This window comes from Streptomyces sp. NPDC101234, assembly GCF_044767525.1.
Classification (GTDB): domain Bacteria; phylum Actinomycetota; class Actinomycetes; order Streptomycetales; family Streptomycetaceae; genus Streptomyces; species Streptomyces sasae.
Window position 1 is genome coordinate 15,607 of sequence record NZ_JBIWOA010000020.1, and the last position, 24,494, is coordinate 40,100.

Below are 24,494 nucleotides of genomic sequence, written 5' to 3' on the forward strand. Positions count from 1 at the left end.
GTCGTCGGGCGCGGGTGCGTGGGGGGTCGATCGCGCGGTTCCTCCCCCAGCCTTCGGCCGGGAGTACCCCCACCGCCCCTGGGTGGGACCCGGCACCCCTCCCTACATCGGCAGCGTCGGCGGGGTCTTCGCGGGAGTCGTCTCAAGCGCCTCCAGCGCTATCCGCACCGCCTCGTCCAGCTGGGGATCCCGCCCCGCCCCCCAGTCCTGCGGGGTCTGTACGACCTCCACGTCCGGGTCGACGCCGTGGTTCTCCACGCCCCAGCCGTAGCCCTCCAGCCAGAACGCGTACTTCGGCTGGGTGACCAGCGTGCCGTCGACCAGGCGGTAGCGGCTGTCGATGCCGATCACGCCGCCCCAGGTGCGGGTGCCGACCACCGGGCCGATGCCGAGCGCCTTGATCGCCGCGTTGACGATGTCCCCGTCGGAGCCGGAGAACTCGTTCGCGACGACGACCACCGGCCCCCGGGGCGCGTCCATCGGGTAGCTGTGGGGCCGCATGCCGCGCGGCAGGTCCCAGCCGACGATCCGCCGGGCCAGTTTCTCGACGACGAGCTGGGAGGTGTGCCCGCCCCGGTTCTCGCGGACGTCGACGACGATGCCCTCGCGGGCCATCTCCACGCTCAGGTCGCGGTGGATCTGGGCCCAGCCGGGCGCCTGCATGTCGGGGACGTGGAGGTAGCCGAGGCGGCCGCCGGACGCCGTGTGGACATGGGCCCGGCGGTCGGCGACCCAGGCGTGGTAGCGCAGCGGTTCCTCGTCCGAGACCGGGACGACGACCGGGTGGCGCAGCTCGCCGCCGCCGGCCGGGGACACGGTCAGCTCGATCGCCTTGCCGGCCGTGCCGACGAGGAGCGGGCCGGGGCCGGTCACCGGGTCGACGGCGCGGCCGGCGACGGCCACGATCGCGTCGCCGACGCGGACCGCGACACCGGGTGCCGCGAGCGGGGAGCGGGCGCCGGGGTCGGAGGTCTCGGCGGGCAGGATCCGGTCGATGCGCCAGCTGCCGTCCGCGTGCCGGGAGATGTCGGCGCCGAGCAGGCCCTGGCGGGCGCCGCCGCCGTGGCCGCCGCGCGGGGTGACATAGGCGTGCGAGGTGCCGAGTTCGCCCTGCACCTCCCAGAGCAGGTCGACGAGGTCGTCGTGGGTGGCGCAGCGGTCGACGAGCGGGCGGTAGCGGTCCAGGACGCCGTCCCAGTCGACGCCGCCGAGGTCGGGGCGCCAGAACTGGTCGCGCATGATGCGGCCGGTCTCGTCGAACATCTGCCGCCACTCGGCGGCCGGGTCGACGGTCTGCCGTACCCGGGTCAGGTCGACGGTGATGTTGGTGTCGCTGTCGTCGTCGCCCGAGGCGCGGCGGTCGCTGGGTACGACCTTGAGCTTGCCGTCGGCCCACAGCAGGACGCGTTTGCCGTCGCCGCTGACCTGGAAGTGGTCGGCGTCGGAGGCGAGGTACTCGATGCGCTGCTGGGCGAGGTCGTAGCGCTCCAGCTCGGTCTTGGGCTCGGGGTCCTCGGGGTGGGCGCGGGAGGCGCCGAGCACACCGCGCACCGGGTGGCGCAGCCACAGGACGCCGTCCTTGGCGGCGCGCAGGCCGGAGTAGCGGCCGGCCTCGACGGGGAAGGGCACGATCCGGTCGGCGAGGCCCTCCAGGTCGATGCGGGTGGCGGGGGTGCCCTCGGCGTCCGGGGTCTCGTCCTTGTCGGGGGTCTCGAAGGGGCGGCCGTGCCGCTGCGGCCCGAACGGCGAGGGGGTGGTCGCGGCGAGGGTGATCAGGTGCGGGCGGTCGCCGACCACGAAGGCCAGGTCGAAGACGTGCTCGTCGTAGACCGGGTCGAAGGAGCGGGTGGAGAGGAACGCCAGGTGTTTGCCGTCGCGGGTGAAGGCGGGGTCGTAGTCCTGGAAGCGCAGCGGGGTCGCCTCGGTGACCGTGAGGTCGGTGGTGTGGGCGATACGGAGCTGGGCGAGTCCGCCGGCGCCGGGGTGCGACCAGGCGAGCCAGCCCGAGTCGGGCGAGAAGGTGAGGCCGGAGACGTCGCCGTCCTCGCTGCGGTCCACCTCCCTGACCTCACCCGTCTCGCGTTCGACGAGGAGCAGGCGTCCGTCGTGGGAGGCGACGGCGACCCGGCTGCCGTCCGGGGCGACGGCGAGCCCCAGGACCCGGCCGAGCTGTCCGGCGGCGAGCCGGCGCGGGGTGGAGCCGGGCGCGAGGCCGGTGGCGGGGGCGAACTCCAGGGCGTCCTCGCCCTCGGCGTCCGTCACCCACACCACCCACTCCTCCGCGTCCGCGCGGAAGGTGACGGGCCGCCGGGCACGCACCCCGGGCTGGGCGGCGAGGGCGCGCGCCGGGCCGGACCGGTGGGTCACCCAGTGCACGCCGCCGCGTACCAGGACGGCGCTGCCGCGCGCGGTGTGGTCGGGCGAGGCGGAGCCGAACCAGCGGGCCGCGTTGACCGGGTACGGCTGCCGGTCGACGCGGGGCCCGCCGAGCCGGACGTCCAGGCGGCGCGGCTCGGCGCCCTCCAGGTCGTCCAGAAGCCAGAGTTCACCGGCCGAGGCGTACACGACCCGGGTGCCGTCGCTCGCCGCGTGCCGGGCGTAGAAGCCGTCGAGGGGGGTGTGCCGGCGCAGGTCGGAGCCGTCGGCGAGGGAGGAGTACAGCGCCCCGGTGCCCTCGTGGTCGGAGAGGAACGCGATCCTCTCCCCGGCCCACACGGGGTACTCCAGGTTCCCGTCCAGTTCCTCGTGCAGCCGTACGAACTCGCCGTCCCCGGCCCGGTCGATCCAGAGCTTCCCGGCCGTACCGCCCCGGTACCGCTTCCACCAGGCCGCCTCGCGGCCCATCGGCGCGGACAGCAGCACGGTGTGCGGCCCGTGGGCGACATGGCCGACCGGGCCGTACGGCAGGACGGCGGACGGTCCGCCGTCGAGCGGGACGGTACGGGCCCAGCTGCGCCGGAGGCTGGCCTGGCCGTAAGTGGTGATCGCGAGGACCTGCCCGTCGTCGGTCCAGCCGCGCACCTGGGTGCGCGCACTCCCCCAGTGCGTCAGCCGGGTCGAGGGGCCGCCGTCGACGGGGGCGATGTGGATCTCCGGGGCGCCGTCGCGGGTGGAGGTCCAGGCGACCGTGGTCCCGTCGGGGGAGATACGGGGCAGGGTCACGGGGACGTTGTCGGCGCTGACCCGCCAGGCCCGGCCGCCGTCGAGGGGCGCGAGCCACACGTCGTCCTCGGCGGTGAAGGCGATCAGGTCGCCGTGGACATGGGGAAATCGGAGGTAGGACCGCGGTCCTGTCGCTGCACCCTGAGTCACCCGCTCAGCCTATGCACCACGGCGTGTTCCCGGCGGTCGGTTTCGATCACTTTCCCTGCACGGGCCAGCACTTGGGGTCACCCTGGCACCAGATGGTCCTGGTGACCGTGACGGTGGGACCGGGCTGCCGCCCGTACGTGGGCGGCCGGTAGCTGTACGACGGTCCGGGCGTGGCATCGCAGTTGCCGAGCCCCTTCACATGGAACCACTCCTTGCCGCCGACCTCGGCCACGAGGTCACCGCGCACACAGGCCCCGCTGACCGCCTTGGTGACCCGCCCGGTCACGGTGATGGCCCGGCCGTCCTTCGTCTTCCCCTTGCAGTCGACGGAGACGACGGTGGTCTCGGAGGGGGACGGCGTCCTGGTGGCCTGCGCCGCCTTCGTCGCCTTCGCCGAGGAGCCGTAGTTGCCGGTGCAGGTGAGCCAACTGACGTCGACGTGCTGCCGTTTCAGCTCGGCGGTGGCGGTCTGGTCGGTGGTGTACGCGACCGTCGCGGTGTTCAGGTCGCTGGGCCGGCAGGCCACCATGCCGCCGATGCCCACCGCGGCAAGGCACGTCACGGCGGCCACCCTGGCTGCGCGCGGCCGACGCCAAATCCGTCTCAATGCCCCCATGGAGGGCAGCCTGCCACCGCCGGGCCCCTGACGGTAGGGGGCATACGGCCACTCACGTGTTCGGTCATGTCCCCCTGGGGGGACCGGTCCTGCGTGCCGTGGCGCCCGGGGCCGTCGTCAGGTGCGGAGCAGCAGCCACTCCTGCAGCTCCACCAGGTTCCCCTCCGGGTCCTTGAGGTGGGCGACGCGCATGCGTTCCGTCATCGGCGCCGGGCCGTGCACCAGGACGGCGCCCCGCGCGGTGATCTGCTCGCAGTAGGTGTCGAGGTCGTCGACGCGCAGCACCACCAGCGACCGGTGCCCGGTGGCGGAATCCCCCAGCTCGCCCAGTATCGCGGCCATCATCGCCCGGTCCTGCAGGGCGATCCCCGCGGACCCGGCGTGCGGGCTGAACTTCTCGTACGGCCCTTCGCTCGCCCCCGACTGCGGCTTCAGCCCGAGCACCTCGCAGTAGAAGCGGTAGCAGGCGGCGAAGTCGGTGACCAGCAGCCGGATCTGGGCGAGTTCCACGGTGTGTTCCCCCGGAGTGTCGTGCGGTTCAGGACCACCGGCCGGTGCGGCCCAGGAGCAGGGCCGCGGCCGCCGTCCCCGCGGTCGATGTGCGCATCACGGTAGGCCCCAGGGTGTACGCCTTCGCACCCGCCTCCTCGAAGAGTGCCAACTCGTCCCGGGCGACGCCCCCTTCGGGCCCGACGACCAGCACGATCTCGCCCTCGGCGGGCAGTTGGGCGGTGGCCAGCGGCAGGCTTTCGTGCCCGAAGTCGGAGTGGAGGACGGCGGCGAGGTCGGCTCCGGCGAGAAGCGCGGCAACCTGCTTGGTCGTCGCCGCGTCCGCGACCTTGGGGAACCGCACCCGGCGGGACTGCTTGCCGGCCTCGCGGGCGGTGCCCCGCCACTTCGCGAGCGATCTGAGGCCCCTGTCGCCCTTCCACTGGGTGATGCAGCGGGCAGCCTGCCAGGGCACGATGGCGTCGACGCCGACCTCGGTCATGGTCTCCACGGCGACCTCACCGCGGTCGCCCTTGGGGAGGGCCTGGACGACGGTGATACGGGGCTGCGGGAGGGGCTCCTCCTGGACGCTGTGCAGGCCCGTCACGACCAGCCGGTCCTTGCCCTCGGCGGCGCGCACGACGCCCTCGATCCAGCGTCCGCGCCCGTCGGTGAGGATGACGTCCTCACCGGGCTGCAGCCGCTTCACGGAGACCGCGTGGCGTCCTTCGGGCCCGTCCAGGACGACCTCGCCGCCGGAGAAGTCGGGCACGACCAGCGGGTCGAGCACGAACACAGGGGCGGTCATCGCTCCTCCCCCTCCTTGGTGGACAACGCTGTCGACGCGGCGGCGAGTTCCTCGGCGAGGATCTCCACCAGCTGTCCGGCGGGCAGCTCCCGGGCCATCCGGTGCCCCTGCCCGGCCCACAGCGCCATGCCCTGCGCGTCCCCGGCCCTGGCGGCGGCCTTGCGCAACGGGGAGGTGAGGTGGTGGACCTCCGGGTAGGCGGCGGGCGCGTACGGGCCGTGCTCGCGCAGGAAGCGGTTGACGAGACCGCGGGCGGGCCGTCCGGAGAACGCCCGGGTCAGTTCGGTCCGGGTGAACAGCGGGTTGGTCAGCGCCTGCTTGTGCAGCTCGGTGGCGCCGGACTCGGGGGTGGCGAGGAAGGCCGTACCCAGCTGGGCGGCGCTCGCCCCCGCGGCCAGCACGGCGGCGATCTGGCTGCCGCGCATGATGCCGCCGGCGGCGACGACGGGGATACCCACCGTCTCCCGTATCTGGGCGATCAGCGACAGCAGCCCGATCCCGGACCCGTCGTTCTCCTGCACGTCCCGGTGTGTGCCCTGGTGTCCCCCGGCCTCCACGCCCTGCGCGATCACCGCGTCCGCCCCGGCCCGCTCGACGGCGAGGGCCTCCTCGGCGGTGGTCGCGGTGACGAGGGTCAGGGTGCCCGCGCGGCGCAGGGAGTCGAGGACCTCCGGGCTCGGGACACCGAAGTGGAACGAGGCCGCGGCCACCGGGTTGTCGAGCAGTACGGCCAGCTTGGCCTCGTACCCGTCGTCCCGGCCGCTGTCCGGGTCGCCGAGCTCGGTCTCGTACCAGGCGGCCTCACCGGCCAGCTGATGCGCGTAGACCTCCACGGCCCCGGACTCGGCGTACTCCGGCTGCGGCATGAAGAGGTTCACGCCGAAGGGACGGCCGGTCAGCCCCCGCAACTGCTTGATCTCCTGGTACATCCCGTCGGCGGTCTTGTACCCGGCGGCGAGGAACCCCAGCCCGCCCGCCTCGGACACGGCGGCGGCGAGCTGCGGCACGGAGACCCCGCCCGCCATGGGGGCCTGCACGATCGGAAGGGGGAAGAGATCGGTCAGCGCGGAGGACATGACGGCATGTTGTCACGTCCTCCGAACAAGTCCGAATCGGGCCGCCGCCTTGGCACATGCCAGATATATCGGGGTCGAAGGCCTCACCTTCGACCCGAGCCTCACCTTCGGCCGAACCGAGTCGGGCGAAGGCCTCGCCCTTCGGCGAACCGAGTCGGGTGGTGGGTGGGCGAAGGCCTCGGGGGTCCAGGGGGCGGGGCCCCCTGGCGGCCACCCGTCAACGCCCGTTGAACGCGTCCTTCAGCCGGCTGAACAGACCCTGCTGGCCCGGCTGGAACTGCCCCGTCGGCCGCTCCTCGCCGCGCAGCTTCGCGAGCTCCCGCAGCAACCGCTCCTGCTCGGGGTCCAGCTTCGTCGGCGTCGTCACCTCGACGTGCACGATCAGGTCGCCCCGGCCGCCGCCCCGCAGATGCGTGACACCGCGCCCGTGCAGCGGGATCGACTGCCCGGACTGCGTGCCCGGCCGGATGTCGACCTCCTCCATCCCGTCCAGCGTCTCCAGCGGCACCTTCGTACCGAGCGAGGCCGCCGTCATCGGGATCGTCACCGTGCAGTGCAGATCGTCCCCGCGCCGCTGGAACGTGGAGTGCGGCAGCTCGTGGATCTCGACGTACAGGTCACCGGCGGGACCGCCGCCCGGACCGACCTCGCCCTCACCGGCGAGCTGGATCCGTGTGCCGTTGTCTACACCGGCCGGGATCTTCACGGTCAGCGTCCGCCGCGACCGCACCCGCCCGTCACCCGCGCACTCGGGGCACGGCGTCGGCACGACGGTCCCGAACCCCTGGCACTGCGGGCAGGGCCGGGAGGTCATGACCTGCCCGAGGAAGGACCGCGTCACCTGCGAGACCTCACCCCGGCCCCGGCACATGTCGCAGGTCTGGGCGGTGGTGCCCGGCGCCGCGCCCTCACCGTTGCAGGTGTTGCAGACGATCGCCGTGTCGACCTGGATGTCCTTGGTCGTACCGAAGGCCGCCTCGTCGAGCTCGACCTCGATCCGGATCATGGCGTCCTGGCCACGGCGGGTACGCGAGCGCGGCCCGCGCTGCGACGCCGTACCGAAGAACGCGTCCATGATGTCCGAGAAGTTCCCGAACCCGCCGGCCCCGAAGCCGCCCGCGCCCGCGCCGCCGCTCTGCGAGAGCGGGTCGCCGCCGAGGTCGTAGACCTGCTTCTTCTGCGGGTCGGAGAGCACCTCGTAAGCGGCGTTGATCTCCTTGAACCGCTCCTGGGTCTTCGGATCCGGGTTGACGTCCGGGTGCAGCTCGCGCGCGAGCCGCCGGAAGGCCTTCTTGATCTCTTCCTGCGACGCGTCGCGGCGCACGCCGAGAACGGCGTAGTAGTCCGTGGCCACTTACGACTCCGCCAGGATCTGTCCGACGTACCGTGCCACCGCTCGTACCGCTCCCATCGTTCCCGGGTAATCCATGCGGGTCGGTCCGACCACGCCGAGCTTGGCGAGTGCCTCGCCGCCCGAACCGTAGCCGACCGACACCACGGACGTGGAGTTGAGTCCCTCATAGGCGTTCTCGTGACCGATGCGTACGGTCATGCCCGAATCCCCGGCCTCGCCCATGAGCTTGAGGAGCACGACATGCTCCTCCAGCGCCTCCAGGACGGGCCGGATCATGAGGGGAAAGTCATGCCCGAAGCGGGTGAGATTGGCGGTCCCGCCGATCACCAGCCGCTCCTCGTTCTCCTCGACGAGCGTCTCCATCAGCGTGGAGAGCACCGCCGAGACCGTACCGCGGTCCTCGGCCTCGAAAGCCTCCGGCAGGTCTTCCACCAGCCGGGGAACGTCCGAGAACCGGCGCCCCGCGACCCGGCTGTTCAGCCGCGCCCGCAGATCCGCCAGCGACGACTCCCCGAACGGCGCCGGGCAGTCGACCATCCGCTGCTCGACCCGCCCGGTGTCGGTGATCAGCACCAGCATCAGCCGGGCCGGAGCCAGCGCGAGCAGTTCCACGTGCCGCACGGTGGACCGCGTCAGCGACGGGTACTGCACGACCGCGACCTGCCGCGTCAGCTGCGCCAGCAGCCGCACGGTCCGCGCCACGACGTCGTCGAGATCGACGGCGCCGTCGAGGAAGTTCTGGATGGCCCGCCGCTCGGGCGCGCTCATCGGCTTGACGCCGGCCAGCTTGTCGACGAACAGCCGGTAGCCCTTGTCGGTGGGGATCCGCCCGGCGCTGGTGTGCGGCTGGGCGATGTACCCCTCGTCCTCCAGGGCGGCCATGTCGTTGCGCACGGTCGCCGGGGAGACACCGAGGTTGTGCCGCTCGGTCAGCGCCTTCGACCCGACCGGCTCCTCGGTTCCGACATAGTCCTGGACGATGGCGCGCAATACCTGAAGCCTGCGTTCACTCAGCATCCAGCGCCACACCTCCAGAAAGTCGTCCCCGCGGCCTTTCGGGTCCTTCGGGTCTTTCGTCTGGCACTCTGCGATCCCGAGTGCCAGCATCCCCGGCCAAGTGTACGGCTGCCGGGTACTGACTGGGCAAGGTCGGTCAGGACCCGTGACGTTCTACGGCTAGCGTCGCGGCATGACGGTGACTTGGGAAGAGCTGGGCTGGGAGCGGCTGGCCGAAGGGGTCGGCCGGTGCCGGCTGCCGGGCTGGGACTGCACGGCGGGGCTGGTTCTCGGCGCGGGCACGGCCCTGATGGTGGACGCCGGATCGAGTCTGGCGGAGGGCGCGCGGTTGCGTACGCAGGCGCAGGAGCTCGCCGGCCGCCGTGTGACCCATCTCGCGCTCACCCATCCGCACTTCGACCATGTCTTCGGCGCGGCCGCCTTCGCGGACGCGGAACTGTACGCGGCGGTGGGCACGGAGGCCGTCCTCGCCCACGACCGCGGGGAACTCCGCCTGGACGCGATCCGCAACGGCCTGCCGGCCCCGGAGGCCGAGGAGGCGGCCGACGCCCTGCCGCGCCCCCGCCATCTGGTCTCCGGCGAGTGGACCCTGGACCTCGGCGACGGCCGCCAGGCCCTGCTGGCCAACGTGGGGCCCGGCCACACACCGCAGGACCTCGCGGTCCTCGTCCCCGGCGACCCGGAGGTGGTGTTCTGCGGCGACCTGGTGGAGGAGTCCGGCGATCCGCAGGCCGGCCCCGACGCCGTACCGTCCCGATGGCCCGCGGCCCTGGACCGCCTCCTGTCGCTCGGCGGCGATCGCGCCCTGTACGTGCCCGGTCACGGAGCGGTGGTGGACGCGGCGTTCGTACGGGCACAACGCGACACCCTGGCGGCCCGTTTCGGCGTGTCGCGGTGACCGTGGCCGGGCTTCTCCTATCGTCATCCGAATGCGCCAGTACTCCGCCGACCTGACCCCGCCGTGGAAGAAGCCGAAGCCGGTGCCGGAGGTGGCCGCCGAACCCGGTCTGGTGGTGGAGGAGCCCGGCACGGGTTTCTGCGGCGCGGTGATCCGCTGCGAGGCGGGCACGGTCACCCTGGAGGACCGCTTCGGCAAGCACCGGGTCTTCCCGCTGGAGCCGCGCGGCTTCCTCCTGGAGGGCCGGGCCGTCACCCTGGTGAGGCCCGCGTCCGGGGGTCCGGTACGCCCCTCCCGCACCGCCTCCGGCTCGGTCGCCGTCCCCGGCGCACGCGCGCGTGTCGCCCGCGCGGGCCGCATCTACGTGGAGGGCCGCCACGACGCGGAACTCGTCGAGAAGGTCTGGGGCGACGACCTGCGCATCGAGGGCGTGGTCGTGGAGTACCTGGAGGGCGTCGACGACCTGCCCTCCATCGTGGCCGAATTCGCCCCGGGCCCCGACGCCCGCCTGGGCGTCCTCGTCGACCACCTGCTCCCCGGCACGAAGGAATGGCGCATCGCCCGGTCGGTCACCAGCGCCCACGCCCTGGTGGTCGGCCACCCCTACATCGACATCTGGGAGGCGGTGAAGCCGTCCTCCCTGGGCATCGAGGCATGGCCGCGCGTCCCGCACGGCCAGGACTGGAAGACCGGCGTCTGCCGGGCCCTCGGCTGGCCCTCCGACAACACGGGCGCGGTGTGGCAGGCGGTCCTCGCGCGCGTGGGCTCCTACAAGGACCTGGAACCGGAGCTGCTGGGGCGGGTCGAGGAGCTGATCGACTTCGTCACGGGCAGCGGCGGGGCCTGACCCCGGCCGGTCTGGTCGGTCCGGCCGGTCCGGTCAGTCCACCAGGTCCCGCACCACCGCGTCCGCCAGCAGCCGGCCCCGCAGCGTCAGCACGGCCCGCCCCTCGTCGTACGCCTCCCGCACCAGCAGCCCGTCCGACAGCGCCCGGCGCGACGCCCTGAGCCCCTCCTCCTTCAGGAGCCCCAGCGGCACCCCCTCCCGCAGCCGCAGCTCCAGCAGGATCCGCTCCACCCGCCGGTCCTCGTCCGCCAGGACCTCGCGTCCGGCACCCGGCGACCGCCCCGACGCCAGTGCCGCCGCGTACGCCCCCGGATGCTTGACGTTCCACCAGCGCACCCCGCCCACGTGCGAGTGCGCCCCCGGCCCGGCGCCCCACCAGTCGGCGCCCCGCCAGTACAGCTCGTTGTGCAGGCAGCGGGCCGCCTCGGAGGTCGCCCAGTTGGACACCTCGTACCAGTCGAAGCCCGCCCCCGTCAGCACCGACTCCGCGATCAGATAGCGGTCGGCGTGGACGTCGTCGTCGGTCATCGGGACCTCGCCCCGGCGGATCCGCCGCGCGAGCTGCGTGCCCTCCTCGACGATCAGCGCGTACGCCGACACATGGTCGGGTCCGGCCCCGATCGCCGCGTCCAGCGAGGCCCGCCAGTCGTCGTCGGACTCGCCCGGGGTGCCGTAGATCAGATCGAGGTTGACATGTTCGAAGCCGGCCGCACGGGCCTCGGCGACACACGCCTCGGGGCGCCCGGGGGTGTGGGTCCGGTCGAGGACCCGCAGCACATGCTGTCTCGCGCTCTGCATGCCGAAGGAGATCCGGTTGAAACCGCCCTCCCGCAGGGTCGCCAGATAGGCCGGGTCGACGGACTCCGGGTTCGCCTCCGTCGTCACCTCCGCGTCGGCCGCCAGCCCGAACTCGTCACGGATCGCGCCCAGCATCCGTACGAGATCGCCGGCCGCCAGCAGCGTCGGCGTACCGCCCCCGACGAACACGGTCCGCACCTCGCGCGGATCGTCGCCAAGGACCTTCCTCGCCAGCCTGACCTCGTCGATCAGCGTGTCGGCGTAGTTGTCGCGGGAGGCGAGGACACCGCCGGTGCCGCGCAGCTCGGTCGCCGTGTACGTGTTGAAGTCGCAGTAGCCGCAGCGGGTCGCGCAGTAGGGGACGTGCAGGTAGAACCCGAGGGGGCGGTCGGCGGCACCGGCGAGCGCGGAGGCGGGCAGCGCGCCGTCGTCGGGGACGGGCTCGCCGTCGGGAAGTGCGGAAGGCATGTCCTCCATTGTCCCGCACCCGCGCCCCGCACCCGTCCGGCCGTTCACTCGGCCTGGAGCACCAGCAGCGCCAGGTCGTCCTCCGGCTGGCCGCCGCCGAACTCGTGGACGAGCCGTCTGATCCGCTCGGCGATCAGCTCGGCACTCAGCCCCGCGCAGCCGGCCAGCGCCTGCGCCAGCCCGTCGCCGTCGTCGAACTGGCGGGAGCCGGAACGGCGCTCGGTGACCCCGTCGGTCACACACAGCAGGCTGTCGCCGGGCGCGAGCTCGATGGTCTCGCTGATGTACGTCTCGTCCTCGACGACCCCGAGCAGGGTCTGGGGGCAGGCGGCGGTACGGACCTCCCCGTCCGGGCCGAGGAGCAGCGGCAGCGGGTGTCCCGCGGAGGCGAGGGTGCAGCGGACACCGCCCCCCTCCAGAGGCGTGAGCTCGCCGTACAGGAGGGAGAGGAAACGCGTCTGCGGGCCGTCGCCGGGCGGCGACGGGCGGCCGCCGGCGGCGACCAGGGCGCGGGCGGCCGCGTCGGCGGCCTCCGTGGCGTCGTCGAGGAGGAGCTGGTTGAGGCGGTCCAGGACGTCGGCGACCCGGTAGCCCTCACGGGCGAGGAGCCGCAGCCAGGGGCGGGCCAGCCCGATGACGACAGCGGCCTCGGGGCCCTTGCCCTGGACGTCGCCGACGGCGAAGCACCAGCGGCCGTCCCCGGCCGGGAACAGGTCGTAGAAGTCGCCGCTGGGCCCGCCCTTGTCGCAGGGTTCGTAGACGAGCGCACTGCTCAGCCCCGGGATCTCGGCGACCGCGCCGGGCAGCAGTCCGCGCTGCAGTACGGCGCTGATGGTGGCCTGGCGGGCGTACTGGCGGGCCGCGCCGATGGCGAGGGCGACCCGCCGGCCGAAGTCCTCCACCAGACCGGTGATCTCGTCGGGGAAGGCGTCGGGGCCGGAACGTCCGATGACCAGTGTGCCGAGCGGGCGGCCGCCCGCGATCAGCCGGTAGGCGAGCGCCGAGCCGTGGGCGCCCTGCGGGCCGAACGCCGCACGGGGCCAGGGATACGGCTCGGGCCCGGACCGTAAGCCCTCCCTCGCGCAGGGCGGATCCTTCTCCAGGACCCGGCGCAGCTCCTCGATGCGGTTCTCGCTGCCGTGCCAGACCCGGGCCAGCCGCGGCCCGCCCGCACCGGCGGGGTCGCTCCAGCCGCCCCCGCGCACGGTCGCCTCGTCCTCCAGCCACACCGCGCACCAGTCCGCGAGCCTGGGCACGATCAGCTGTCCGGTGAGCGCGGCGACCAGGTTCTCGTCGAGCTGCCCGGCGAGCAGGTCGGAGGCCTCGGCGAGGAAGGACAGGGCGCCCCGGTTGAGCCAGTCGTGGTCCCGTTCGGGGCGATGGGGGCACCCCCGCGCGAGGTCGTCCGAGCCTGCGGGAGGCTCGGGCGCGAGGATCTCGGCGACCTTCAGCTCCTGCTCGTCGGGGAGCGTGCCGCCGCGGCCCGTCAGCCGCGCCCACACCGTCTTCGCGCCGGTCCGGTACGTCACGCCCCAGGACTCGGCGAGCGAGGCGACCAGACGCAGCCCGCGCCCGTACTCCGGGGTCTCGTACGGCGTCTCGCCCGGGTGGTCGCGCGGGGCGCGGGAGGGATGGTGGTCGGTGACCTCGACGACGAACGCCGTCTCCTCCCCCGCCTCCAGCCACCAGTCGACCTCGACGTCCGTGCCGGCGTGGACGACGGCGTTGGTGACGAGTTCGCTGACGACGACCATGACGTCCTCGGCGATCCGCGCCTGTTCCCGGCCCAGCCGTTCCTGACCCGGCCGGTCCCGGTCCAGCAGGCCGCAGTCGATCCACTCGTCGAGGGAGGCGCGCACCAGCGCGCGGGCGGAACCCGGCGCGAGGGGGCTCCCGGGCAGGGTCGCACGCCCCTGCGCACGCGGGCCCGTGCTCTCGTGCGCAGGCGCCTCACGGACCCGGGAGACGGTCTCCCGTTGCGTGGGTATGGCCCCCATGTCCAGCTCCCCGAGCAGTTCGGACGAATACATCCCGATCGATGCGGACAGAGTGACAGACTGACTGCGCCCATAAGCACCGAGTTACCGAAGTGGGCCGCCATGAGTGAGAACAGTGCTACGCGTGTGCTCGAAGACGGACAGAAACCGGAACAACTCCGAGCATCCGAGTTACGCCCTCTGCTCGCCGCGATGACCGCCGCCCGCGACGGCGACTTCAGCAAAGTGCCGGAGACCGGAGAGGGGATCGTCGCCGAACTCACCGCGGTCTACAACCAGATCATGGACCGCAGCGTGCACTTCAACACCGATGTGCAACGCGTGAAACGGGAGCTCGTACGGCACGGCCGCCTCGACGAGCGGCTGTCGGCGAGTCCCGGCCAGGGCGCCTGGACGTCCCGTGTCAACGACGTCAACCAGGTCCTCGACGCCCTGGTCGCCCCGGCGGCGAACGCCACGCGCGTGCTGGACGCGGTGGCCGGCGGCGATCTCACCCAGCGGGTCGATCTGCACGACGGCAGCCGGCAGTTACGCGGTGATCTGCGCCGGCTGGGCAGCACGGTGAACAAGATGGTCGATCAGCTGTCCCTGTTCACCGGGGAGGTGACCCGGGTCGCGCGCGAGGTCGGCACCGAGGGGCGGCTCGGCGGCCGGGCCAAGGTGCAGCGTCTGTCGGGAAGCTGGCGGGACGTGACCGAGGCCGTCAACACCATGGCGTCCCGGCTGACCGCCCAGGTCCGCGACATCGCCCTGGTGACGACGGCGGTGGCCCGCGGCGACCTGACCCGCACGGTGACCGTCGAGGCGACAGGCGAACTCCTGGAACTGAAGCTCACCGTCAACACCATGGTCGACCAGCTGTCCGCGTTCGCCGACGAGGTCACCCGCGTCGCCCGCGAGGTCGGCACCGAGGGGCAGCTGGGCGGCCGCGCACAGGTGCGGGGCGTTTCCGGCGTCTGGAAGGACCTCACCGACAACGTCAACTTCATGGCGTCGAATCTGACGTCCCAGGTCCGCAACATCGCCCAGGTGACGACAGCCGTCGCCAACGGCGACCTTTCGCAGAAAATCATGGTCGACGCCCAGGGCGAGATTCTCGAACTGAAATCGACGATCAACACGATGGTCGACCAGCTCTCCGCCTTCGCCGACGAAGTCACCCGCGTCGCCCGCGAAGTCGGCACCGAAGGAAACCTCGGCGGCCGGGCACAGGTCAGAGGCGTCTCCGGCGTCTGGAAAGACCTCACCGACAACGTCAACTTCATGGCCGACAACCTGACCTCCCAGGTCCGCAACATCGCCCTTGTCTCCACGGCCGTCGCCCAGGGCGATCTCGGCAAGAAGATCACCGTGGAGGCGAAGGGCGAGATTCTCGAACTGAAATCGACGATCAACACGATGGTCGACCAGCTCTCCGCCTTCGCCGACGAAGTCACCCGCGTCGCCCGCGAAGTCGGCACCGAAGGAAACCTCGGCGGCCAGGCACAGGTCAGAGGCGTCTCCGGCGTCTGGAAAGACCTCACCGACAACGTCAACTTCATGGCGTTGAACCTGACGTCCCAGGTCCGCAACATCGCCCAGGTGACGACAGCCGTCGCCAACGGCAATCTTTCCAAGAAAATCACCGTCGACGCACGCGGCGAGATCCTGGAGTTGAAAGACACCGTCAACACGATGGTGGAACAACTGCGGGCCTTCGCCGACGAGGTGACCCGGGTGGCCCGCGAGGTCGGCACCGACGGCCGGCTGGGCGGCCGGGCCCAGGTGCTCGGCGTCTCCGGGGTCTGGCGGGACCTGACCGACAACGTCAACTACATGGCCGACAACCTCACCTCACAGGTGCGGAACATCGCCCAGGTGGCGACGGCCGTGGCACAGGGCGACCTGTCGAAGAAGATCGACGTGGACGCGCGCGGCGAGATCCTGGAACTGAAGACCACCATCAACACCATGGTCGACACACTGTCGTCGTTCTCGTCCGAGGTGACACGGGTGGCCCGCGAAGTTGGCTCCGAGGGCCAGCTGGGCGGCCAGGCACGCGTGGAGGGCGTGTACGGCACCTGGAAACGCCTGACGACGAACGTGAACGAACTCGCGCTCAACCTCACCACCCAGGTCCGCGCGATCGCCGAAGTCGCCTCCGCCGTGGCCCAGGGCGACATGTCCCGCTCGATCACCGTCGAGACGCAGGGCGAGGTCGCCGAACTGAAGGACAACATCAACCTGATGGTGGCCAACCTTCGCGAGACCACCCGCGCGAAGGACTGGCTGGAGTCCAACCTGGCCCGCCTGGCCGCGCTGATGCAGGGCCACCGCGACCTGATGGAGGTCGCCGACCTGATCCTGCGCGAACTGACCCCGCTGGTGAACGCCCAGTACGGCGCGTTCTTCCTGGCCGACCCGGACGAGGACGGCCCCGCCGTGCCCACCGCCGTACCGGCGAAGGGCCTGGCGTTCATCGCCGGCTACGGCTCGGCCCAGGGCGCGACCGTCGAGACCGGCGGCCTGCCGGTGCACGGCCTGGTCCGCCAGGCGGCCCGCGAGAAGAAGCGGATCCTCGTCGAGGAGGCACCACCGGACTACATCAAGATCAACAGCGGTCTCGGCGAAGCCGCCCCGACGACGATCGTCATCATCCCGATCCTCTTCGAGGACAAACTCCTCGGCGTGATCGAGCTGGCCTCCTTCTCCCGCTTCTCGGACGTCCACCTCGCGTTCTTCGACCAGTTCGTCAACACCATCGGCGTCGCGATCAACACGATCATCGCCAACTCGCGTACGGAGTCCCTGCTCGGCGAGTCGCAGCGGCTGGCGATGCAACTCCAGGAACGTTCGGACGAACTCCAGAAACAACAGGCGGAACTGCAGCACTCGAACGCGGAACTGGAGGAGAAAGCAGCCCTGCTGGCGACGTCTTCGCAGTACAAGTCCGAGTTCCTGGCGAACATGTCCCACGAACTGCGCACCCCGCTGAACTCCCTGCTGATCCTCGCCCGTCTGCTGTCCGACAACCCCGACGGCCGTCTCTCCGACCAGGAGGTCCAGTTCGCGACGACGATCCACCGCTCGGGCTCAGACCTGCTCCAGCTCATCAACGACATCCTGGACCTGTCGAAGATCGAGGCCGGCCGGATGGACGTACGCCCCAAACGCCTGCCCCTGATCAAACTCCTCGACTACGTCCACGCGACCTTCCGCCCACTCACCCTGGACCGGGGCCTGGCCTTCGAGGTGACCGTCGGCGAGGACGTACCGCGCGAGATGTACTCGGACGAACAACGCCTCCAGCAGATCCTGCGCAACCTGCTCTCCAACGCGACCAAGTTCACCGCCAAGGGGCGGGTGGAACTGCGGGTGGCCCGGGTCAAGGACCCCGAGCACCACTATGTCGGTGACAGCGACGAGGTGATCGCCTTCGAGGTGTCGGACACCGGCATCGGGATCGCCGCCGAGAAACTCCCGGTGATCTTCGAGGCGTTCCAGCAGGCCGACGGCACCACGAACCGCAAGTACGGCGGCACCGGCCTCGGCCTGTCCATCAGCCGGGAGATCGCGGGCCTGCTGGGCGGCCGTATCGTCGCCGAGAGCGAACCCGGCAAGGGCTCGACGTTCACGCTGTACGTCCCGGTCGTCAGCCCCGGCCACACGGCGGCGGGCCCGACCTCGGAGGCCCACGCCCTGCCGGCCCTCGGCCCCGCCCCGGCCGCCGCCCCCGACACCGAGGACTCCTGGCCGACGCCGGCCAGGCTGGAGGCCTGGCAGACCGGCCGCCCGGGCCGGATCCTCCCCGGCCGCCGCGTCCTGATCATCGACGACGACATCCGCAACGTCTTCGCGCTCACCCACGTGCTGGGCCGCGTCGGCATGCCGGTGCTGTACGCGGAGAACGGCCGGGAGGGCATCGAGACCCTCGAACGCAATCCGGACGTCGAACTGGTCCTGATGGACATCATGATGCCGGAGATGGACGGCTACGAGACCATCGCGGCCGTCCGCCGCGCCCCCCGATGGACCGGCCTGCCGATCGTCGCCCTCACCGCGAAGGCGATGCCCGGTGACCGGGAGAAGTCCATCGCGCGCGGCGCCAATGACTACGTGCCCAAGCCGGTGGACGTCGACCGGCTGCTCACCGTCGTCTGCGCGCTCCTGGACCCCGAGAACCCCGCCACCGCCGACGGCGGCACGGCCGACGAGGAACGGACGGAGCAATGATCGCTGACGAACGTGCGGGCATCCTCGTGGTCGACGACATGGAGGACAACCTGATCGCGCTCGAAGCCGTCCTGGGATCGCTGAACGAGCCGATAGTACGGGCGCGTTCCGGCGAGGAGGCGATGAAGGCCCTGCTGCGCCGCCGCTTCGCCGTGGTCCTCCTCGACATCCGCATGCCGGGCATGGACGGCTTCGAGACAGCCGCGAACATCAAACGCCTCGACCAGACGAAAGACGTGCCGATCATCTTCCTGACGGGCGCGGAGGAGGACGCGGGATACGCGTTCCGCGGTTACGCGACGGGCGCGGCCGACTATCTGACGAAGCCGTTCGATCCGTGGGTGCTGCGGGCGAAGGTCAACGTCTTCCTGGAACTGCACCGGAAGAACCAGCAGCTGCAGACGCTGCTGGCCCGGGAACAGGAGGATTTCAGCGAGCTGAGCAAGCGGTTGGCGGGACTGGAGGACCACTTGTCCGAGGAACCCGTCGACGTAGCAACGCTACGAGAAGAAGCCCGGGAGCTACGTCGACTGTTGAGCAGAGCTGAACGGTCTTACTGAACGGGCGCGGGGAACTGCGCGAACAGCCCCCACACACCCGCACCCGACAACGCCTTCTACGCCTCGCGCGTCCCCGCGTACATCTCGTCGATGAGGTGCTTGTACTCCCGCTCCACCACCGGCCTCTTCAGCTTCAGGCTCGGCGTGATCTCCCCGTGCTCCACATCGAGGTCCCGGGGCAGCAGCCGGAACTTCTTGATGGTCTGCCACTTCTGCAGCCCCGCGTTGAGCTCCTTGACGTAGCCGTCGACCATCTCGACGGTCGCCGGCGCGGCCACGACCTCGGCGTAGGACTTGCCGCCCAGGCCGTTCTCCTTGGCCCATTCCAGGATCGCGACCTCGTCGAGGGCGATCAGGGCGGTGCAGAAGTTCCGGTCGGCGCCGTGCACAAGGATGTTGGAGACGTACGGGCAGACCGCCTTGAACTGTCCCTCGACCTCGGCAGGCGCGATGTACTTGCCGCCGGACGTTTTGATGAGGTCCTTCTTGCGGTCGGTGATCCGCAGATAACCGTCGGGGGACAGTTCTCCGATGTCACCGGTGTGGAACCAGCCGTCGGCCTCCAGGACCTCCGCCGTCTTCTCCGGCAGCCCGTGGTAGCCCTGCATGATGCCGGGGCCGCGGAGCAGGATCTCCCCGTCGTCGGCGATGCGCACCTCGCAGCCGGGCAGCGGCTTGCCGACCGTGCCGGTGCGGTAGGCCTCGCCGGGGTTCACGAAGGACGCGGCCGAGGACTCCGTGAGGCCGTAGCCCTCCAGGATGTGCACGCCTGCGCCGGCGAAGAAGTAGCCGATCTCGGGCGCCAGCGCGGCCGAGCCGGAGACACAGGCCCGCAGCCGTCCGCCGAAGGCCTCCCGCAGCTTGCTGTAGACGAGCCCGTCGGCGACCTTGTGCTTGGCGGCGAGCCCGAACGGCGCGGTCGCGGCACCGGTACGCCGGAAGTTGTCCTGGGTGACCTTGGCGTACTCGCGGGCGACCTCGGCCGCCCACTGGAAGATCTTGTACTTGGCGCCGCCGCCCGCGCGTGCCTTCGCGGCGACGCCGTTGTAGACCTTCTCGAAGATGCGCGGCACGGCGGCCATGTACGTCGGCTGCACGACCGGCAGATTCTCGATGATCTTGTCGACGCGGCCGTCGACGGCGGTGACGTGACCGACCTCGATCTGCCCGGAGGTGAGCACCTTGCCGAAGACGTGGGCGAGCGGCAGCCACAGGTACTGCACGTCCTCGCTGCTGATCAGCCCGGTCGCGGCGATCGCCTTCGCCATGTACGACCAGTTGTCCTGCGGCAGCCGCACGCCCTTGGGGCGGCCGGTGGTGCCGGAGGTGTAGATGAGGGTGGCGAGCTGGTCCTTGGTGATCGCGCCGACCCGTTCCTTGATCAGCTCAGGGTGCTTCTCCAGGTACCTGGCGCCGCGCTGCTCCAGTTCGGCCAGGGTGATGACCCAGTCGCCGGTCTCCACGCCTGCCGGGTCGATGACGACGACCCGGATGAGCTCGGGCAGCTCGGCGCGCTTCTCGACGGCCTTGGCGACCTGTGCCGCGTCCTCCGCGATCAGTACCCGGCTCTCGGAGTCGGAGAGGATGAACGCCGATTCCTCGGCGTTGGTCTGCGGATAGACCGTGGTGGTGGCTGCGCCGGCACACAGGATGCCGAGGTCGGCGAGGATCCACTCCACACGGGTGGAGGCGGCGAGGGCGACACGCTGCTCGGGCTGGATGCCGAGTTCGATGAGACCGGCCGCGATCGCGTAGACCCGCTCGGCGGCCTGCGCCCAGCTGAGCGACTTCCAGTCGTCGGGGCCCTGACCGGAGGCCGCTGGCACCGGGTATCGGTAGGCCTCGGCGTCCGGTGTGGCCGCCACGCGATCCAGGAAGAGGGCCGCCACGGACGGCGGTCGGTTCTCGATCAGTGTCTGTGTGTCGCTCACGACATCCTCCGGGGCCCGCGACGGTGCGGCTGGCTCAGTGCGGCTGGGGTTCACTCACGGTGGGGTTCGCGCTAGTTGTTTAACTCGCGAGTAACTATCGAGCAGGGATCAGAGTAAGCCGCGACCGGCCTGTGCGTAAGGGGCATCGGCCTGTCTGTTTCCCCGCATGTTCCACGCAGAGCGACCCTACGCACGCGTAGGGGCCCGCCACACTTTCGTACGACGGACCCCTGTTGCACCCGATTTACGGCCGTGACCGACCGTTACCCGTGGTTACTTCTTGCTCTTGGCCGATCCCGCGCTGTCATCGCTGCTCAGGACCGCGATGAAGGCTTCCTGCGGAACCTCCACGGAACCCACCATCTTCATCCGCTTCTTGCCTTCCTTCTGCTTCTCCAGCAGCTTGCGCTTACGGGAGATGTCACCGCCGTAGCACTTGGCGAGGACGTCCTTGCGGATGGCCCGGATGGTCTCGCGGGCGATGACCCGGGAGCCGATGGCGGCCTGGATGGGCACCTCGAAGGCCTGCCGGGGGATGAGCTCGCGCAGCTTGGCGACGAGCCGCACACCGTAGGCGTAGGCGGCGTCCTTGTGGGTGATCGCCGAGAAGGCGTCCACCTTGTCTCCGTGCAGCAGGATGTCGACCTTGACCAGGCTGGAGGTCTGCTCGCCGGTGGGCTCGTAGTCCAGCGACGCGTAGCCGCGCGTCTTCGACTTCAGCTGGTCGAAGAAGTCGAAGACGATCTCCGCGAGCGGCAGCGTGTACCGGATCTCGACCCGGTCCTCCGACAGGTAGTCCATGCCCAGCAGCGTGCCGCGCCGGGTCTGGCACAGCTCCATGATCGAGCCGATGAACTCGGTCGGCGCCAGGATGGTGGCCCGCACGACCGGCTCGTACACCTCGCCGATCTTCCCCTCGGGGAACTCGCTCGGGTTGGTGACGATGTGCTCGCTGCGGTCCTCCATGACCACGCGGTAGACCACGTTGGGCGCGGTCGCGATCAGGTCGAGCCCGAACTCGCGCTCCAGCCGCTCCCGGATCACGTCGAGGTGCAGCAGCCCCAGGAAACCGACGCGGAAACCGAAGCCGAGGGCGGCGGAGGTCTCCGGCTCGTAGACGAGCGCGGCGTCGTTGAGCTGCAGCTTGTCGAGGGCCTCGCGCAGCTCCGGATAGTCGGAGCCGTCCAGCGGATACAGACCGGAGAAGACCATCGGCTTCGGGTCCTTGTACCCGCCGAGCGCCTCGGTCGCACCCTTCTGCTGGCTGGTGACGGTGTCACCGACCTTGGACTGCCGGACGTCCTTCACACCGGTGATCAGGTAGCCCACCTCGCCGACGCCCAGCCCGTCCGCGGCCAGCATCTCCGGCGAGTTGGTCCCGATCTCCAGCAGCTCGTGCGTGGCGCCGGTCGACATCATCTTGATGCGTTCGCGCTTGTTGAGCTGGCCGTCGATGACACGGACGTACGTCACGACACCGCGGTAGGAGTCGTAGACCGAGTCGAAGATCATGGCGCGGGCGGGCGCGTCGGCGACACCGACCGGCGCCGGGATCTCCTTGACGACCTTGTTGAGCAGCGCGTCGACGCCGACACCGGTCTTGGCGGAGACCCGCAGCACGTCGTCCGGGTCGCAGCCGACCAGGTTCGCCAGTTCCGCGGCGAACTTCTCCGGCTGCGCGGCCGGCAGGTCGATCTTGTTGAGCACGGGGATGATCGTGAGGTTGTTCTCCATCGCCAGGTAGAGGTTGGCGAGGGTCTGCGCCTCGATGCCCTGGGCGGCGTCGACAAGGAGGATGGTCCCCTCGCAGGCCGCCAGCGACCGCGAGACCTCGTAGGTGAAGTCGACGTGCCCCGGAGTGTCGATCATGTTGAGGATGTGCGTGCTGCCCTGGTCCGGGCCCTCGGTGGGGGCCCAGGGCAGACGCACCGCCTGGGACTTGATCGTGATGCCGCGCTCGCGCTCGATGTCCATCCGGTCGAGGTACTGAGCACGCATCTGCCGCTGCTCGACCACACCGGTCAGCTGGAGCATCCGGTCGGCGAGCGTGGACTTGCCGTGGTCGATGTGCGCGATGATGCAGAAATTGCGGATCAGAGCCGGGGCGGTACGGCTCGGCTCGGGCACATTGTTAGGGGTCGCGGGCACGCAGGGTCCTGTCTCTTGAGGCGCCTTATGCCTCGGGTCGGATCTATACGTAGTCTCCATGGTCCCATGGAGAGGGACCCGGGGGTGTTTTGGCCCACTACGGGAGGTCCGCAGCGCCTGCCCCCGGAGGGGCCGCCGAGGCCGGTTTGGGCTGGCCGCCGCCCCGCTGCTACTCTGGGCAGCTGTGTCTCATGCCCTCTCAGCACGAGGCACGTCATCAGAAAACACCCGGCACGGGACCCGGACCTCTCCATGTCTTCAACGCACGGAGTACTCCTGGCCCCGCACCAGAACCTGAAAAGGCTCATTCGTGGCGAACATCAAGTCCCAGATCAAGCGGATCAAGACCAACGAGAAGGCTCGGCTGCGCAACAAGGCCGTCAAGTCCTCCCTGAAGACCGCGATCCGCAAGGCCCGTGAGGCCGCTGCCGCGGGCGACGTCCAGAAGGCCACCGAGCTGCAGCGCGCTGCCGCGCGTCAGCTCGACAAGGCCGTCTCGAAGGGCGTCATCCACAAGAACCAGGCCGCCAACAAGAAGTCGGCGCTCGCTTCCAAGGTCGCGTCCCTCCAGGGCTGAACCCCTTCTCTGATCTGACCGCCGGAAGGACCCAGAGCGGGCCCTCTCTCATCCGCTCCCGACCGGCACCCCCGGAGCCACGCGCGGCCTGCGTTCGCCACGCGGGCGTAGCTCCTCAGAGCATGAATCGAAGGCCCCGGCACCTCGCCCTTCCCCAGGGCGGGCGCCGGGGCCTTCGGCACTCCTGCAGCCCATTCGCCACCCGAGGCCGAAGGCCCGTACACCGCCGGAGCCCGGCCGGCATCCCACCAGCCCGTCCGGCGTTCGAGGACGAGGCCGTCCAGGCCGAAGCGGGGGTCCGAGGGCGGCGCAGCCCCCAGGAACAGGCCACGAGAGTCGAAGGGGGCCCGGCCCCTATTCCCGGCCCCGCGACCGCGCCGCCCGCGCAATGGTCACCACGGCCTTCTCCAGGGCGTACTCGGGATCGTCCCCACCGCCCTTCACCCCCGCATCCGCCTCGGCGACGGCCCGCAGCGCCACCGCGACCCCGTCCGGCGTCCACCCCCGCATCTGCTGCCGCACCCGGTCGATCTTCCACGGCGGCATGCCCAGCTCCCGCGCCAGATCCGCCGGCCGCCCGCCCCGCGCCCCCGACAGCTTCCCGATCGCCCGCACGCCCTGCGCGAGCGCACTCGTGATCATCACCGGTGCGACCCCGGTCGCCAGCGACCAGCGCAACGCCTCCAGCGCCTCCGCCGTACGCCCTTCCACGGCCCGGTCGGCGACGGTGAAGCTCGACGCCTCGGCCCGCCCGGTGTAGTACCGCCCGACGACGGCTTCGTCGATGGTCCCCTCGATGTCCGCGGTGAGCTGGGTCGCGGCCGACGCCAGCTCCCGCAGATCGCTGCCGATGGCGTCGACGAGCGCCTGACAGGCCTCCGGCGTAGCGGACCGCCCGAGCGCCCGGAACTCGCTCCTGACGAACGCGAGCCGGTCCGCAGGCTTGGTCATCTTCGGGCAGGCGACTTCCCGCGCCCCCGCCTTGCGGGCCGCGTCCAGCAGCCCCTTGCCCTTGACCCCGCCTGCGTGCAGCAGCACGAGCGTGATCTCCTCGGCGGGCGACCCGAGATACGCCTTCACGTCCTTGACCGTGTCGGCGGACAGATCCTGCGCATTGCGTACGACCACGACCTTGCGCTCCGCGAAGAGCGACGGACTGGTCAGCTCCGCAAGGGTGCCGGGCTGCAACTGTTCGGGGTTCAGGTCCCGTACGTCCGTGTCGGCGTCGGCGGCGCGGGCAGCGGCCACCACCTGTTGCACGGCCCGATCGAGCAGCAGGTCCTCCTGGCCCACGGCAAGCGTCACCGGGGCGAGCGGATCGTCATCAGCAGTCTTCTTGGCCATCGCGCCAAGCATCCCACGGCCCACTGACAACGAGTCCGCGCG

At 70.9% G+C, this 24,494-nt stretch carries 17 protein-coding genes; 5 read left to right on the plus strand and 12 right to left on the minus strand.

The annotated features are described in order from the left end of the window. Positions 1-102: 102 nt before the first annotated feature. From ACIRR9_RS32100 to hrcA, 7 genes are all read right to left on the minus strand, one after another. Positions 103-3,312, minus strand: coding sequence for a S41 family peptidase (locus ACIRR9_RS32100; RefSeq protein WP_403758990.1), 3,210 nt, complete (start codon positions 3,310-3,312; stop codon positions 103-105). Positions 3,313-3,358: 46 nt separating this feature from the next. After that, positions 3,359-3,928 carry a hypothetical protein gene (locus tag ACIRR9_RS32105; RefSeq protein ID WP_403758993.1) on the minus strand — a complete coding sequence of 190 codons (570 nt, stop codon included), beginning with the start codon at positions 3,926-3,928 and terminating at the stop codon, positions 3,359-3,361. 117 nt (positions 3,929-4,045) lie between these two features. Next, positions 4,046-4,438 carry a VOC family protein gene (locus ACIRR9_RS32110; protein WP_365349401.1) on the minus strand — a complete coding sequence of 131 codons (393 nt, stop codon included), beginning with the start codon at positions 4,436-4,438 and terminating at the stop codon, positions 4,046-4,048. 28 nt (positions 4,439-4,466) lie between these two features. Then, complete coding sequence (locus ACIRR9_RS32115) at positions 4,467-5,225, minus strand: 16S rRNA (uracil(1498)-N(3))-methyltransferase (RefSeq protein ID WP_403758998.1); 759 nt, start codon at positions 5,223-5,225, stop codon at positions 4,467-4,469. Then, a complete protein-coding gene (locus tag ACIRR9_RS32120; RefSeq protein ID WP_403759001.1) occupies positions 5,222-6,301 on the minus strand; it encodes a nitronate monooxygenase in 1,080 nt (359 codons plus the stop codon). Before ACIRR9_RS32120 ends, ACIRR9_RS32115 begins: the two co-directional genes overlap by 4 nt. A gap of 217 nt (positions 6,302-6,518) precedes the next feature. Beyond that, positions 6,519-7,655, minus strand: coding sequence for a molecular chaperone DnaJ (gene dnaJ / locus ACIRR9_RS32125; RefSeq protein ID WP_365349395.1), 1,137 nt, complete (start codon positions 7,653-7,655; stop codon positions 6,519-6,521). Continuing rightward, positions 7,656-8,672, minus strand: a complete 1,017-nt coding sequence (gene hrcA, locus ACIRR9_RS32130) for a heat-inducible transcriptional repressor HrcA (protein WP_123977055.1) — start codon at positions 8,670-8,672, stop codon at positions 7,656-7,658. Between the two features lie 172 nt (positions 8,673-8,844). Between hrcA and ACIRR9_RS32135 the strand changes: the two genes are divergently transcribed. Together ACIRR9_RS32135 and ACIRR9_RS32140 are read left to right on the plus strand one after the other, a co-directional pair. Further along, positions 8,845-9,570: an MBL fold metallo-hydrolase gene (locus ACIRR9_RS32135; protein ID WP_403759005.1), complete on the plus strand. Its 726-nt coding sequence runs from the start codon at positions 8,845-8,847 to the stop codon at positions 9,568-9,570. A 31-nt stretch (positions 9,571-9,601) separates the two neighbouring features. Continuing rightward, a complete protein-coding gene (locus ACIRR9_RS32140) occupies positions 9,602-10,417 on the plus strand; it encodes a DUF3097 domain-containing protein (RefSeq protein ID WP_403759008.1) in 816 nt (271 codons plus the stop codon). Positions 10,418-10,450: 33 nt separating this feature from the next. Here ACIRR9_RS32140 and hemW read toward each other — a convergent pair whose 3' ends face one another. Next, positions 10,451-11,683 (minus strand): radical SAM family heme chaperone HemW, encoded by a 1,233-nt coding sequence (gene hemW / locus ACIRR9_RS32145; protein ID WP_365349389.1) that lies wholly within the window; start codon positions 11,681-11,683, stop codon positions 10,451-10,453. A 44-nt stretch (positions 11,684-11,727) separates the two neighbouring features. Then, on the minus strand, positions 11,728-13,680 hold the full coding sequence (locus tag ACIRR9_RS32150) for a SpoIIE family protein phosphatase (protein ID WP_403759011.1): 1,953 nt from the start codon (positions 13,678-13,680) through the stop codon (positions 11,728-11,730). A gap of 102 nt (positions 13,681-13,782) precedes the next feature. On the opposite strand from ACIRR9_RS32150, the gene ACIRR9_RS32155 reads away from it, so the two are divergent. Both ACIRR9_RS32155 and ACIRR9_RS32160 read left to right on the plus strand, forming a co-directional pair. After that, positions 13,783-17,892, plus strand: coding sequence for a HAMP domain-containing protein (locus ACIRR9_RS32155; protein WP_403759013.1), 4,110 nt, complete (start codon positions 13,783-13,785; stop codon positions 17,890-17,892). After that, complete coding sequence (locus ACIRR9_RS32160) at positions 17,889-18,452, plus strand: two-component system response regulator (RefSeq protein ID WP_403759016.1); 564 nt, start codon at positions 17,889-17,891, stop codon at positions 18,450-18,452. The genes ACIRR9_RS32155 and ACIRR9_RS32160 overlap by 4 nt, the downstream gene beginning before the upstream one ends. Before the next feature lie 56 nt (positions 18,453-18,508). Here ACIRR9_RS32160 and ACIRR9_RS32165 read toward each other — a convergent pair whose 3' ends face one another. Continuing rightward, positions 18,509-20,383: an AMP-dependent synthetase/ligase gene (locus ACIRR9_RS32165; protein ID WP_403759019.1), complete on the minus strand. Its 1,875-nt coding sequence runs from the start codon at positions 20,381-20,383 to the stop codon at positions 18,509-18,511. A 273-nt stretch (positions 20,384-20,656) separates the two neighbouring features. Then, positions 20,657-22,531, minus strand: coding sequence for a translation elongation factor 4 (gene lepA, locus ACIRR9_RS32170; protein WP_403759022.1), 1,875 nt, complete (start codon positions 22,529-22,531; stop codon positions 20,657-20,659). Between the two features lie 310 nt (positions 22,532-22,841). Here lepA and rpsT point away from each other — a divergent pair, with 310 nt between their 5' ends. After that, on the plus strand, positions 22,842-23,108 hold the full coding sequence (gene rpsT / locus ACIRR9_RS32175; protein WP_046733201.1) for a 30S ribosomal protein S20: 267 nt from the start codon (positions 22,842-22,844) through the stop codon (positions 23,106-23,108). A 354-nt stretch (positions 23,109-23,462) separates the two neighbouring features. Here rpsT and holA read toward each other — a convergent pair whose 3' ends face one another. Next, on the minus strand, positions 23,463-24,452 hold the full coding sequence (gene holA / locus ACIRR9_RS32180; RefSeq protein ID WP_403759026.1) for a DNA polymerase III subunit delta: 990 nt from the start codon (positions 24,450-24,452) through the stop codon (positions 23,463-23,465). Positions 24,453-24,494: the final 42 nt, after the last annotated feature.

Excerpts from the sequence above, each read along its gene's own strand:
- hrcA (WP_123977055.1), bottom strand. The coding sequence starts at position 8,672 with ATGCTGAGTGAACGCAGGCTTCAGGTATTGCGCGCCATCGTCCAGGAC.
- ACIRR9_RS32160 (WP_403759016.1), top strand. The coding sequence starts at position 17,889 with ATGATCGCTGACGAACGTGCGGGCATCCTCGTGGTCGACGACATGGAG.
- ACIRR9_RS32150 (WP_403759011.1), bottom strand. The coding sequence starts at position 13,680 with ATGGGGGCCATACCCACGCAACGGGAGACCGTCTCCCGGGTCCGTGAG.
- holA (WP_403759026.1), bottom strand. The coding sequence starts at position 24,452 with ATGGCCAAGAAGACTGCTGATGACGATCCGCTCGCCCCGGTGACGCTT.
- ACIRR9_RS32120 (WP_403759001.1), bottom strand. The coding sequence starts at position 6,301 with ATGTCCTCCGCGCTGACCGATCTCTTCCCCCTTCCGATCGTGCAGGCC.
- ACIRR9_RS32155 (WP_403759013.1), top strand. The coding sequence starts at position 13,783 with ATGAGTGAGAACAGTGCTACGCGTGTGCTCGAAGACGGACAGAAACCG.
- ACIRR9_RS32140 (WP_403759008.1), top strand. The coding sequence starts at position 9,602 with ATGCGCCAGTACTCCGCCGACCTGACCCCGCCGTGGAAGAAGCCGAAG.
- hemW (WP_365349389.1), bottom strand. The coding sequence starts at position 11,683 with ATGCCTTCCGCACTTCCCGACGGCGAGCCCGTCCCCGACGACGGCGCG.
- ACIRR9_RS32115 (WP_403758998.1), bottom strand. The coding sequence starts at position 5,225 with ATGACCGCCCCTGTGTTCGTGCTCGACCCGCTGGTCGTGCCCGACTTC.
- ACIRR9_RS32105 (WP_403758993.1), bottom strand. The coding sequence starts at position 3,928 with ATGGGGGCATTGAGACGGATTTGGCGTCGGCCGCGCGCAGCCAGGGTG.
- ACIRR9_RS32135 (WP_403759005.1), top strand. The coding sequence starts at position 8,845 with ATGACGGTGACTTGGGAAGAGCTGGGCTGGGAGCGGCTGGCCGAAGGG.